This window comes from Pseudoduganella sp. UC29_106, from assembly GCF_044055365.1.
Lineage (GTDB): Bacteria > Pseudomonadota > Gammaproteobacteria > Burkholderiales > Burkholderiaceae_D > Rugamonas.
Genome location: NZ_CP171977.1, coordinates 4,840,088 through 4,853,339 on the forward strand (window position 1 = coordinate 4,840,088; position 13,252 = coordinate 4,853,339).

Here is a 13,252-nt window from a genome sequence, read left to right on the forward strand (position 1 = left end):
ATTTTCCGCCCCCTGCATGCTATGCTTTTAGCAAGAGGTACACCGTACCGCAATGGAGGCATTTCAATGGAACACAATCTGCAATCTGTCTATGACCTGTCGGGCAGCACCACCGTTGCCACCCGCAACAAGGTACTGCGCAATACTTACTGGCTGCTGGCCCTGTCGATGATCCCGACTGTGCTGGGCGCCGCCATCGGCGTCGCGTTCGGCGTGCCGGTCCCGCGCGGTTTCCTGGGCTTCCTGCTGTTCATGGGTATCGCGTTCGGCTTCATCTGGGGTATCGAGAAGAACAAGGATAGCGGCCTGGGCGTCGCCCTCCTGCTCGGCTTCACCTTCTTCATGGGCCTGCTGCTCACGCCCCTGCTGCAGCGCACGCTGGGCTACAGCAACGGCGGCCAGCTGATCATGACGGCCTTCGGCGGCACTTCGGTCATCTTCCTGGCCCTGGCCAGCTACGCGACCGTGACCAAGCGCGACTTCTCGATGATGGGCAAGTGGCTGTTCGCCGGCGTGATCGTGCTGATCCTGGCGTCGGTGGCGAACATCTTCCTGGGCATGGGCGCCCTGGCGATCACGATCTCCGTGCTGGCGATCGCGATCTTCTCGGCCTACATCATTTTTGACGTGCAGCAGATCGTCAACGGCGGCGAGACCAACTACATCCGCGCCACCCTGGCCCTGTACCTGGACCTGTACAACATCTTCACCAACCTGCTGGCCCTGCTGGGCCTGGGCGGCAGCCGCGAATAAGCGCTCCCCTGCCCCTCAGAAAAAGCCGGCCCTGCGCCGGCTTTTTTTATTGCGCGCCGCGCACGTGAAAAGTAGCGCGGGCGATGACGGTGGCGCCGTTGGTGAGAACCAGTTCATGCGCGCCCGGCGTGGGCTGCCAGCTGTAAGGGCGGTCGGCGGGGCCGAGGGGCTGGCCGTTCAGTTGCCATTGCAGGCCCTGGGCCGCCTGGGCTTCGAACAGCACGCGCTGGCGGTCGGGCGGAATGCCCGGATCGAGGGCGAGGATGCTGGAGTCGGCCGGATAGAGAATGCGCGGACTGCGCTGGGCGCCGGCCACCAGCGCCACTTCCGAAGTCTCGGTGCCGGCCAGGAACCACTCCTCGCGCGGCGGTTCGACCGCGGGGTGGAAGCGCACCTGCCTGCGCAGCACGCCGCGCGGCGCTTGCGGCGGCTGTGCGGGCGCATTGCGGTGCAGGTAGTCCATCACGTCGCGCCACACAGGGGCGGCGCCGGTGACGCCGGAAACATCCCACATCGGCTCGCCGGCAAAATTGCCGACCCAGACGGCCACCGTGTAGCGGGCGCTGTAGCCGATGCACCAGTTGTCGCGCATGTCCTTGCTGGTGCCGGTCTTGACGGCGGCCCAGTAGGTCGCGGCAAGTTCGTTCTTCAGCCCGAAGGTGATGGCGCGCGCGCCGCGGTCGGAGAGGATGTCGCTGACGATCCAGGCAGCGGCAGGATCGAGCACGGCGCGTGGCGCAGACGGCGCACGCAGGCGCAGCGTGAGCGGGCCATGGCCCCCGCCGTTGGCGAGCGTGCGGTAGGCATTGGCCAGCTCCAGCAGCGAGACTTCGGCGGAACCCAGCGCCAGCGAGTAGCCGTAGTACTCCGGCGCCTCGGTCAGGCTGTCGAAGCCCAGCGCACGCAGGCGTTCGTGGAAGCGGTCCAGGCCCACCAGCACCAGCGTGCGCACGGCGGGCACGTTGAGCGAGCTGGCAAGGCTGGTGCGGGCGCTGACATAGCCCCTGAATTCGCGGTCGTAGTTCTGCGGGATGTACAGGCCGGAAGTGGTGGAGATATCCACCGGTGAATCGTCCATCAGCGAGGCGGCCGTGATCAGGCGGCGCTCCAGCGCCAGCTCATACAGGAATGGCTTGAGCGTGGACCCGGCCTGGCGCAGCGCCGCCACGCCATCGACTTCGCTGCCGCCCGCGTTGCCGACATAGGCCAGGATCTCGCCGCTGGCATTGTCCACCACCAGCACCGCGCCATCGTTCACATTCCGCTCGCGCAGGGACATGATCTGCTGCCGCAGCACTTCCTGCACCTGGCGCTGCAGCGGTCCATCCAGCGTGCTGCGCTCCTGCTGGCCGGGCGCCTTCAGCAGCAGGCGCGCAGCATGCGGCGCGGCCGGCAGCGCCGGCATCGTGGGCGGCCGATTGAAAGCCAGCAAGGCGTCCGTCTCGATATCGCGGCAACTGGCCGTGGCCTTCAGCTCCGCCGCCAATGCACAGGCCCGCCGCGCAACCACGTTCGGCGCCGCGGAGGGGCCGCGCAGCAGCGCCGCCAGGATGGCCGATTCGCTGACGGTGAGGCCCGATGGATCTTTGCCGAACAAGCCGTGGGCGGCCGCATTCACACCCTGCAATTCGCCGCGGAAGCCGGCCAGGTTCAGGTAGGCCTCCAGGATCTGCTGCTTGGTCCAGGCGGCATCGAGTTCGCGCGCAGCCTTCATCTGGTCCCACTTCTGGCCCAGGCTGCGGCCGCCGGCGCTCTTTGGCTGCAGCGCCGGGTCGAGCAGGCCCGCCAGCTGCATGGTGATGGTGGACGCGCCGCGCGGGCGCTCACGGAACAGATTGTCCCACGCCGCCTGCCCCATGGCCTTCAGGTCTACGCCGCCGTGCTGCATGAAACGCTGGTCTTCGGCTTGCAGCACCGCCAGCGGCAGCGCGGGCGAGATGTCCGTCAGCGCCGTCCACTGCTGGCGGCGCGCATGCAGCCCGATGCGCAGCGACTGCAGCGCATCGCCATGCCGGTCCAGCAGCACGGCGTCGGACGAGCGCCAGGCCGCCCTCACCTGCTCATACGTTGGCGCCGCGGCAGCAGATGCCGCGCCGGCCGCGAAGATCAATGCAAGCGCCAGCTTCATTTCACCGTGACGGGCGCATTGGGCAGCTCGCCAAACATTTCGGGACTGTACATCGCTTCCACGCGCGTCGGCGGCAAGAGGAACTGGCCGGCATTATTCAGGCGAACCGTGTACTCGACCGTCCATTTGCCTTTCGGGACGTACTCGAAATAGCTGCGGAAGGCATCGAAAGTACGCTCCTGGAAGGCCGGCCACACCCAGCCGCCCTTTTGCTTCTCGTCCTGGGTCAGGATCTTTGAATCGCCGCCCAGGCCCGTGCCGAGCACACTGGCGCTGGCTGGAATCGGATCATCGACCACGACCCACGTCATATCGCTCTGCGCTTCCAGTTCCAGGCGCACGCGGTAAACGTCGCCGCGCGACCACGCGCCCTTCGCCGCCTGGTCCACCGGTGTGATCGTCTTGCGGATGGCGTAGCCGCTGGACAGCGGCGCCTTCAGCGGAATGGCGGCGCGGCTTTGCACTGTCGCCCACGGCTTGCCGCTGCCCTCATGCTTCAGTTGCAGTTCCGCTGCGGCGCCGGGCCACGGCAGCTGCACACTGGCTTTCGGCGCAGCCGGCGCCAGCGCGGCGCTCTTGGTGACGCCGCCCAGCGCCGCGCTGCTGTTGCCATTGACCGGCGTGGATTCAAACCTATTCGAGAACTTTTCTAACGCCAGCACGCCCCAGGCATTGGCGACGGTCGTATTCCAGCGGCCTTTCTTCTGCCGGCCCAGCGCGCCGGTGGCAATGCGGCCCATGTCCGCCTGCCAACCCGGCTGCTCCAGCATGGCCAGCAGCAGGCGGTTGGCGTTTGCGTCGGTGGACGCCATCAGCCACCACCAGTCATCCTTGCGCTCGGTGGAGAACGTCATCGTCGTGCCTTGCAGGTTCAGGCGCGCGCGCAGGATCTGCTCGGCCTCTTTCAGCCGCGCCGCGCGCTGCGGCAACGCGGGCGTACGCTGCAGGATCAGGTACCAGTCGATGACCGCGGAAGTCGGCCACAGGTTGGGCGCGATCGCAAAGGACTCCAGCATGTCCGGCTTCACGCGCTGGGCGCGCGACAGCGCCTCCAGTGCCGCCACCTTGCGCACCGCCAGGTCGGCGGTTGCCAGCGGCGAGCCGCGTATGATGCGGCCATAGATGAAGCCTTCCAGCGCATCGAGCATGCGCTGCCGCTGCAGGTCCGGCACGGCGTAGCCGGCTTCGTGGGCGACCGACAGCACATAGGCTGTCAGCACATCGCTGCCCTGCTCCATGATCGGGAAGTATTTCAGCAGGCCGTCGCCGTCCAGATGGCTGGCCAGCCGGTCGGCCGTTCGCTGCCAGCCTTCAGCATCGCGCAGCGCGATCGAGCGCGACACTTGCTGCTCCATGCAGGTGTAAGGGTAAGCGCTCATGTACTCGCGCACGCCTGGCAACTCGCTGCCAAGGCGCGAAGCGAACAGCACCTGCACGCCGCCCCGCCCCGGCAGCGCGTCCCCAGGTACGGCCACCTGCATGCTGCGCGGCGCATCCAGTTGCAGCAGCGTGGCCTGCAGCGTGCGCACCGGCACTGCCGGCTTGACGGCCTGCTTCACGCGCAGCTTGTCGGTCGCGCCTCCTGCATCGGCGACGGCCGCGCTGACATCCCACACCAGCTCCGGCGCTCCCACCGGCACCGTGTAATCCCAGCCGATCTCGCGCGCCTCTCCGGCCGCGATGGTCGCGCTCTGCGCCGCCAGCGGCTTGCCGGATACGCTGGCCGCCAGGCCAACGCGCAGCGGCGCGTCGGTTGTATTGCGCAGCGTGAAGCCGGCGCGGAAGCGGTCGCCCTCGCGCATCAGCGGCGGCAGGCCGCTGAGCAGCATCACGTCCTGCGTACTGCGGATATCGGCGCGACCGGTGCCGAACATCTCGACGCCGCCGGTGGCGATAGCGACGATGCGGAAGGCCGTCAGCGAATCGTTCAGCGGCACCTGGGCAGTGGCCTCGCCGTTGGCGTCCAGCGTGATGCGGGCGTTCCAGAACAGCAGCGTGTCGAAAAGTTCGCGCCCCGCGCCCTTGCCGCCGCCACCGCCGTGCGTCACGGCCTTGCGGCCGAAGTGGCGCTTGCCCATCACCTGCATTTGCGCAGTCGCCGTGTGCACCTGCAGGCTGCGCTGCTGCATCATCGCTTCCAGCAAGTCCCAGCTGGCATTGGGCATCAGCTCCAGCAGGCCGACATCGACGGCGGCCAGCGCGATTTCGGTGCCGGCGGGCGGCGTGCTGCCGTCCGCGCGTCGCACGCTGACTTTCACGGCGGCCTTGTCGCGCACCTTGTAGACCTGCTTGTCCGCCGTGACCTGGACTTTCAGTTCGTTGGCGGACCAGCCGACGCGCAAGGGCGTGATGCCGAGCTTGTATGCGGGCTTGCCGAGATCGACCAGCGCAGTGGGCGCGACTCCGCTTACGCGTCCCCGCACGACCAGGGCGGAAACGTAGACATTCGGTGCGTAAGTGGGCTTCACGGGGATCGTAAACACGGGCGCTTTGCCGCTCAGTTGACGCACATAAGTGTCGATCACGCCTTCGCGTTCGACCGTGATCAGCGCGGTCGCTTCGCGGAAGGGCATGCGCACCTGGAAGCTGGCTTCCTGCCCCGGCTCGTAGCGCTTCTGTTCGGGCAGCAGGTCGATGCGGTCGCTGTCGGTGGCGCCGAACCACCAGTCTTCACTGTCGGCCACCCAGGTTTCGCGGTTGGTGACGGCGCGGCGGCCTTCGCTGTCCTGGGTCGCGGCGCGCAGGATGATGTTGCCCGAGGCGGGCGCTTTCACTTCGCAGATCAGCAGGCCTTTGGCGTCTGTCCTGCCGCTGCAGGCAGGGCCAAGCGCCTTGACTTCGGCGCTGTTTTCGTAGGCGTAGAAGCCGCCGATCAGGCGCCGGCGGTGCGAGTAGTGCTGGCGGCGGAAGTAGTCGACCGCCACCTGGGCATCCGCCACCGGCTTACCGTTCACGTCGAGCACCACGACCGTGAATTTGAGCTTGTCCTTGCTGGCCACCCAGCCATCGGGCTGTAGGCCGATCACCACGCCGGAGGGCCACAGCGGCACGTGGGTGGACGAAGTCAGGGTTTCACCGTTCGCGTCCTGCCAGGACATTTCGGCCAGCAGTTCCTGCGGCCTGGCGACAGGCGGCAGTTGGTCGATGCTGATGCGGGCGCCGCCGGCATTGTCCAGCGTGAGGCTGCGCGTGGCTGGGGCGCCGGGGCGCTCGCCCTCCTCGCCTTCCTCGAACTCGCCTTCGTCTTCATCGAAGGCCGGGCCGGCGTGTTCGACGCCTTCCTTCACATCGCCGGCGGCGAAGGAGAAGCCTTCGTAATCGGGGAAGCTGACGGCGCGCGGCTCGACCTGCGTGCGCAGCTTGACCGGCGCGCCGGCTGCCGCGCCGCCGGAAAGGTACATGAGCTGCGCGTCCAGCGTGACCGATTGTGGCTGCACGGCCGGGGCTTTCGGCCCTTGCAGCGTGGCTTTCATGGTCGGCACGCGGAACTGTTCGACGCGGAAGCGCCCCGCAGTGCGGCCGCCGAGCAGAATTTCATACCAGCCTTGCTTGGCGTCGGCAGGGATCTTCCATTCGTTGCCGGCGCTGCCATTGGCGGCCCAGCTGACGGGCAGTTCGTATTTCTGGTCGCTGCCCTCGTGCAGGATGAACATCTTCGCGGGCAGCGGCGCGTTGTCGCTCACGCCGCGCGAGCGGGCGTACCAGTTGCGTTCATCGTCGCCGGGTTTGTCGCCGGCCTTGACCAGCGCGAAGCCTTGCTGCGTGTGGCGGCGCAGGATGTGCTTCATGTGCACCGTTTCACCGGCGCGCAGCAGGGTGCGGTCGAAGACGGTGCTGGTGATGACGTTGTCCGCGCGCGGGCCGTCCGTCGGCAGGTTGAAGCGCCAGCTTTCGATGCCGCGGTTCCAGTCGGACAGGGTGAACGTGAAGTCGCCGCCGCTGCGGGCGCTGACGAAGTAGGCGGCGTTGTAGCCGCATTTGACGGTTGGCAGTTCTTCGTTGATGCGCGCGATGCCGTTGCTGTCGGTGGCGCCCTGCCACAACTGCCTACCGTCGCAGGCGCGGATCGTGACCTGGGCTTTGCCGACTGGCCGGGCCTTGTCCAGTGTTGTGACCCACACGATCGATGAATGCGCGCCGTGCTTGAAGTGGGCGGCCAGATTGGTGACCAGGGCGGCGCTGTTCACATACGCGGTGCCGCCATGGGGCGTGACGCCGGCGCCCAGCTTGGGGCTGGCCAGTTCGACCACGTAAAAACCCGGCTGCTTGAGCGGGATGCCGATGACTTCGAACGCGGCGCGTCCGTTGGGTTTGGGCAGCGTGAACTGTTCGCCGGCTTTGTCCAGCAGCGGCTTGGCGAGGCTTTCCTGATACTGCTCGGAGGTTTGCCAGCCCTCGCTTTCTCCGCCGCCGCTCAGACGTTTCATCCACTTGATGACTTCGAGGTCCTGGTTGTCGGCGATGCGCAGCACACGGCCACTTACCGTCGGGCCGCCAGATCGTCCCGCGCCGCCCGCTTCGCCCGACGCAGCGGACGGCCCTGCGACCGCCGCGCGCGCAGGGGTCGACGCGTCCGTGGCGCCAGCGGGCACAGGCGCGGGGGCGGCCGGGGGGACGCATTGGCGGCGGGACGGGAGGCGCTGGGGGCTTCGATGTTGCGAACGGTGACGGGCAGCAGGCGGTCGCCGCGCGCTTCGATGATGCCGAAGCGGGCGGGGAACTTCACCAGCGGCGGCTGCTCGTCGGTCAGTACGGTCAAGGGGAAGCGCGACTGGTTGATCAGCGTGCGGCCGGCGTCATCGCGCAGCTGCGGTGGCAATGCGAGCTTCAGCGTCGCCTTCTCCGGAAACGGGCCAACGAAAGAAACGGAGTCCACATGGCTGGCCTTCGCCTGCTCGGCGCCGAATTGCGGCGTCCAGGAAGCGCCGCGCGGACCGGTCAACCTGATCGCCCCCGCATCGGCCATGCTGACCGGCGCGCTGAAGGACAAAGTCATCGGCAGGATAGGAATGCAGTGCCCGCCCCGCCGCATGCGCTCGCAGCTGAAGCGCGCGCTGAAATCGGGACGGACCTGGAACGGCAGCTCCTGGTCCTGGGTATTGGCGATGCCGGTCTCGGTCGCGATGCCCGCGCCCCACACCAGCGCCATCTTCGCCCCGGCCGGCAGCGTGCGCGCACACCGCAGCAAGGCCACGGGCAGCTTCTCCTTGCCCGAATTGCGGACGCGCGTGGCGGCGCGCCACACCACGCCGCGCGCGGCGAAATAGACGTGCAACTGGCGGTCGAGGAAGTTCTTGCGCGCGTCCAGCACCTGCTGGCGTTCAGCGCCCTCAAGCAACCGAACCGGAATGCGCTCGTTGACGCCGTCCGCGCGGCACCAGGCGTGCGGCACGATAGTGCGCTCGTCCGGCACCGCATCCAGCGCCAGCACGAAGACCTGGTTCTCGTCGATATCCCCGCGCGGCAACTGCTCGACCACCACCGGCCCGCCGGTATTGAAAGTGTAGTCGCCCTGCCCTTTCAGCGCCGCGCCGGCCAGGTCGCGCAGGCCGGGCTTCAGCGTGAAGCGGCAGGCAATACCCGCCGGCAGGTCGCGCACGAAGTCGTAGCTCCAGCTGCTGCCGTCGATCCAGCGCCCTTTGCCCTTCTCGGGGCAATCGATGTCCATCGGATCGGGCAGGCGCAAATCGCCAAACGCCACCATCTGCGTCTCGAAGCGCACCTGCACCTGGCGCACGCCCTTGACGGTGCCGTCGGGCGAGAAGGAAGTGATGGATTGGGCGCCTGCCGCAAGCGGCAGGGAAAGGAGGCACAGTACTGCGGACAGGAAGCGCATCGTAGCTCCGGTTACGAACGGTCGTAGAGCTACGAGTGTTGCAACATCCACAACGGCTGTCAAGGCATCGGCGCAAGCCGCCGGCGCCAGGCATGCGTGTTACCATTTTTGAATGAAAGCCATCGCCACGTTCGCCGCCTTTGCGGCCCTCCTGCCCTGCGCACCGCAGGCCGCAACCATCACGTCCGGCGAGCTGACTCGCCCGGAAGGACCGCGCCACTACCTGCTGGCGACGCCGCAGCAGCCGGCGGCAGGCAAGCGGCCGCTGGTCATTGTGCTGCACGGACACGCGGGCTCCGCCAGCCTGGTCTTCGGCAAGGAGCGCCTGAATGCGCCAATGCAGCAGTGGCTTAATATCGCAGACCGCGAACAACTGCTGGTCATCGCTCCGGACGGCGCCAGGGGCAGCGACGACAAGCGCGGCTGGAACGATTGCCGCGCCGATGCCGAGACCAATCCAAAAACCGACGATGTGGGCTTTATCAGCGCCCTGATCGACAAGGCGATCGCCGAACACGGCGCCGATCCGGCGCGCGTGTACGCGATCGGCACGTCGAACGGCGGTGGCATGGTCTACCGCCTCGGCGTCGAACTGGCGCCCCGGCTGGCAGGCATTGCAGCCATCGCCGCGCTATGGCCCGCCAGGAGCTTGTGCACCGAGCCGGCACAGGCGCTGCCCGTGATGGCGGTGCACGGCACGGCCGACAAGATCACGCCTTTTGACGGCGGAGAAGTCGGGCATTTCCTGCTGCGCGGCCGCGGCTCGGCCATCAGCGTGGAACGGACACTCGCCATCTGGCGCAAGGTGGACCAGCTGCCGGACGCAGCGCAGGAAGGCGCCCTGCCGCGCCGCCGTGAGTCAGGCGATACGTCGGCACGGCGCTACGTGTGGGGTGCGGACCCGCAAGGCATGCAGGTCGAGTTCATCAAGGTGGAGAAAGGCGGGCATACGGAGCCGAGCATCGGACACCGCATGCAATGGTATGTGAACGCCCTGCTGGGCGCGCAAAATGCGGACTTTGAAACTGCGGAAGAGGCCTGGGCCTTCTTCCGCAACAAGAAGCGCGAGCCGCGGCCCTGATCAGGCCAGGTCGAACACCGCCATCGATTCGACGTGCGACGTGTGCGGGAACATGTTCACCACACCGGCATTGGTGAGGCGATAGCCGGCGCGGTGCACCAGCACGCCCGCGTCGCGCGCCAGCGTGGACGGCGAGCAGGAGACGTAGACAATACGCTTCGGCAGCATCTCCGGATGCGATTCCTTCAGATCGGCCAGCGCCAGCGACAGGGCCATCGCGCCGTCGCGCGGCGGGTCGATCAGCATGCGGTCGAATTTGCCGAGGGCGATCAGATCGTCCTTGGTGATCTCGAACAGGTTACGGCACTGGAAGGTGGTGTGGCCGTCCACGCCATTGAATTTGGCGTTGGACAGCGCGCGCTCGGTCAGCGCGGTCGAACCTTCGATGCCCACCACTTCGCGCGCCTGCGTCGCCAGCGGCAGCGTGAAGTTGCCCAGGCCGCAGAACAGGTCGGCCACGCGGTCTTCCTTCTCCACCTTCAGCAGGTTCAGCGCCTTGTGCACCAGCACGCGGTTGATGTGGTGGTTCACCTGGGTGAAGTCGGTCGGCTTGAACGGCATCTTGATGCCGAATTCCGGCAGCGTGTAGTACAGCTCCTTGTCCGCCGGGTAGAAGGGATAGGCGGTATCCGGGCCTTTCGGCTGCAGCCACCACTGGATCTTGTATTCGTCGGCAAAGGCCTTCAGCTTCGCCTCATCGTCAGCCGCCAGCGGCACCATATTGCGCATCACCAGCACGGTGTTGTCTTCGCCGATGGCCAGTTCGATCTGCGGCACCTTGTCGAAGATGGACAGGGAATGAATCAGCGCGCGCAGCGGCATCATCATGTCCGACACGTGCTTGGGCAGGATCTGGCAGCTCTGGATGTCGGCCACGAAGACGGACTTCTTCTCGTGGAAGCCCACCAGCACCGTGCCCTTCTTCGCCACGTAGCGCGAAGACAGGCGCGCACGGTAGCGGTAGCCCCAGGTCGGACCGTACATCGGACGCATCATGGTCTCGGCCTTGACCTTGGACAGGTGCCACAGGTTGTCTTCCAGCACGCGCTGCTTGATCGCCACCTGGGCGCTCGGCTCCAGGTGCTGCATGGAGCAGCCGCCGCAATAGTCGAAGTGCTCACACTTGGGCTTCACGCGCATCGAAGATTCCTTGTGCAGCTCCGTCATGCGGCCCTGCTCCCAGTTCTTCTTCTTGCGCAGCATCTCGAAGCTGACCCTCTCTCCCGGCAGCGCGCCTTCGATGAACACCACCTTGCCCGGCGTTCCGTCTTCGTTTTCAATGTGGCCAACGCCACGGGCATCCATGTCCAGGGATTTGATTTCGATGATGGGGTTTTGCATAGCGATCAATGTTGCGGCGCCCAGGCGCGGGGCGAAGTCAAAAGCCCGCCATGATACCAGAGAACCCGAACCAATTTCTGGTGGCAGGCACGATGTGCCAGCCACTTGTTCAAAGTCCGTGGCCTTAAACAGGTGGCGGGCACATCGTGCCTGCCACCAGGGGTACGCGGTGGGTTCTAGAGCAGCGAATCGCGGACCACGCCGCGTGCCGCCATGGCGCGTTTGAGTTTGACCAGCGCCTCCTGCTGGATCTGGCGCACGCGTTCGCGGGTGACGCCCATTTCCTCGGCCAGGGTCTCGAGGGTGGCGGGATCGTCGTTATCCAGCCCGAAGCGGCGCATGATGACAATGCGCTGCTTGTCCGGCAGCTTGGTGAGCCAGTCGCGCACCAGCACCGTCATTTCGTGGTGCTCGGCTTTCGCATCGGGGCTTTCGTCCGAATCGCCGGGCAGCATGTCCATCAGCGAAGACTGGGGATCGTTGTCCAGCGGCGCATCGAGCGAAGTCGCATGCTCGGACAGCGCCAGGATATCCTGCACTTCCTCGACCGGACGCCCCACCAGGTCGGCGATATCCTCGGCCGTGGCATCCTTGCCGTTGTGGTGCTGGGCTTCCAGGTGGTATTTGCCGCGCAGAATCTGGTTCAGTTCGCGCACCATGTGCACCGGCAGGCGCACCGTGCGCGCCTGGTTCATGATGGCGCGCTCGATGCTCTGGCGGATCCACCAGGTGGCGTAGGTCGAGAAACGGAAACCGCGCTCGGGCTCGAACTTGTCGATGGCGCGCATCAGGCCGATATTGCCCTCTTCGATCATGTCGAGCAGGACCACGCCGCGGTTGATGTAGTGTTTGGCGATCGACACCACCAGACGCAGATTGTGCTCGATCATGGTCTGGCGCGCCGAGAAATCGCCCTGCTTGGCAAGGGTGGCGTAGTGCACTTCCTGCGGCGCCGTCAGCAGCGGCCGGGTGCCGATCTGGTTCAGGTAGTGCTGGGTGGTGTCGGTGGAGAGCTCCGCCGCGAGCACCTTCTTCAGCTCGTCAACGGTTTCCAGCACCGCCCCTACTTCGACCGCCGCGCCGCCGCCTTCCTCATCGATGGAATCGATCGCTGCATCTTCGCCCGCTTCTTCCGGAAACTCCTCCGGCAGCGAGTCATCTTCCATCTGGTCGTGCGGCGAGCGTGTCATGGGTGGTATCTAGCGGTTAGGCAGGAATTTCGATGGATCCACCGGCTTGCCCTGCTGCCTTATCTCAAAGTGCAGCTTGACCGAGTCGGTATCGGAGTCCCCCATTTCAGCAATTGTCTGCCCCTTGCTCACACTCTGGCCCTCCTTCACGAGAATGGCCCGGTTATGGGCATAAGCCGACAACAGGCTGTTACTGTGCTTCACAATGACGAGATTACCATATCCGCGGATGCCGCTACCGGCATACATCACTTTTCCTGCACCGGCAGCCAACACTTGTTGTCCCGGACGGCCGGCGATGTCGATGCCCTTGTTCTTGCCCTCGTCGAAGCCGGCGATCACTTTGCCGTCGGAAGGCCACATCCAGCTCAGTTCACGGTCTTCCGCGCTGAGGGCCGGCGCAGGGCTCGGCACAGGCGCAGGAGCCGGGTTGATGCTGGCGACCTGGGTCGGCTTCTCGGTCGGCTTGCCTTCGCCTTCAGGCTTCTGCATGTCGGCCAGGTTGTTGTCCGAGTACGGCTTCTTGTCGCCTTTTGGCGTCACCTTCTTCGGCGGGGCCACCAGCGGTGGCGGCGGCGCTACAGCGGCCGTGGTCACGCCTTCCGGCGCGGTCAGGCGCAGCACCTGGCCGACCTTGATGTCATCGGCGCTGGCCAGGTTGTTCCAGGCCGACAGGTCGCGGTAATTCAGGCCGTGCTCCAGGGCGATGCGGATCAGGGTATCGCCTTTACGGACGGTGTAGCTGCCTTCCTTATCTTTCGGTTCTTCGACCGGCGCGGGCTTCGCCACGGGCGCCGGCGGCAAGGGGGTGCGATCGACGACCGGCGCCTGGATTGGCACGCTGGTACAAGCGCTCAAAAAGGCGAGCGAAATCGTCATCAACAGGAGGGAACTTTTATTCGTCATTCTCATCTTCAGTGGTT

8 protein-coding genes are annotated in these 13,252 nt (G+C 66.1%); 2 read left to right on the top strand and 6 right to left on the bottom strand.

All coding sequences use genetic code 11. The features are described from left to right. Positions 1 to 66: 66 nt before the first annotated feature. The gene (locus ACHMW6_RS24295) at positions 67 to 753 is read left to right on the top strand and encodes a Bax inhibitor-1/YccA family protein (protein WP_395400627.1); all 687 of its coding nucleotides are present in this window, start codon (positions 67 to 69) and stop codon (positions 751 to 753) included. Between the two features lie 46 nt (positions 754 to 799). Here ACHMW6_RS24295 and pbpC read toward each other — a convergent pair whose 3' ends face one another. The 3 genes from pbpC to ACHMW6_RS24310 are packed head-to-tail and all read right to left on the bottom strand — an operon-like array spanning position 800 to position 8,717. After that, on the bottom strand, positions 800 to 2,881 hold the full coding sequence (gene pbpC, locus ACHMW6_RS24300; RefSeq protein WP_395400629.1) for a penicillin-binding protein 1C: 2,082 nt from the start codon (positions 2,879 to 2,881) through the stop codon (positions 800 to 802). Then, positions 2,878 to 7,473 carry an alpha-2-macroglobulin family protein gene (locus ACHMW6_RS24305; protein ID WP_395400631.1) on the bottom strand — a complete coding sequence of 1,532 codons (4,596 nt, stop codon included), beginning with the start codon at positions 7,471 to 7,473 and terminating at the stop codon, positions 2,878 to 2,880. The genes pbpC and ACHMW6_RS24305 overlap by 4 nt, the downstream gene beginning before the upstream one ends. Further along, positions 7,362 to 8,717: a hypothetical protein gene (locus ACHMW6_RS24310; protein WP_395400633.1), complete on the bottom strand. Its 1,356-nt coding sequence runs from the start codon at positions 8,715 to 8,717 to the stop codon at positions 7,362 to 7,364. The genes ACHMW6_RS24305 and ACHMW6_RS24310 overlap by 112 nt, the downstream gene beginning before the upstream one ends. A gap of 112 nt (positions 8,718 to 8,829) precedes the next feature. Here ACHMW6_RS24310 and ACHMW6_RS24315 point away from each other — a divergent pair, with 112 nt between their 5' ends. Then, the gene (locus ACHMW6_RS24315; protein WP_395400635.1) at positions 8,830 to 9,798 is read left to right on the top strand and encodes an alpha/beta hydrolase family esterase; all 969 of its coding nucleotides are present in this window, start codon (positions 8,830 to 8,832) and stop codon (positions 9,796 to 9,798) included. Here ACHMW6_RS24315 and rlmD read toward each other — a convergent pair whose 3' ends face one another. The 3 genes from rlmD to ACHMW6_RS24330 all read right to left on the bottom strand — a co-directional run bounded on the left by rlmD (position 9,799) and on the right by ACHMW6_RS24330 (position 13,235). After that, positions 9,799 to 11,139, bottom strand: coding sequence for a 23S rRNA (uracil(1939)-C(5))-methyltransferase RlmD (rlmD, locus tag ACHMW6_RS24320; RefSeq protein ID WP_395400637.1), 1,341 nt, complete (start codon positions 11,137 to 11,139; stop codon positions 9,799 to 9,801). A 176-nt stretch (positions 11,140 to 11,315) separates the two neighbouring features. Beyond that, the gene (gene rpoS / locus ACHMW6_RS24325) at positions 11,316 to 12,329 is read right to left on the bottom strand and encodes an RNA polymerase sigma factor RpoS (protein WP_395400639.1); all 1,014 of its coding nucleotides are present in this window, start codon (positions 12,327 to 12,329) and stop codon (positions 11,316 to 11,318) included. Between the two features lie 9 nt (positions 12,330 to 12,338). Further along, positions 12,339 to 13,235, bottom strand: coding sequence for a peptidoglycan DD-metalloendopeptidase family protein (locus tag ACHMW6_RS24330; protein ID WP_395400641.1), 897 nt, complete (start codon positions 13,233 to 13,235; stop codon positions 12,339 to 12,341). Positions 13,236 to 13,252: the final 17 nt, after the last annotated feature.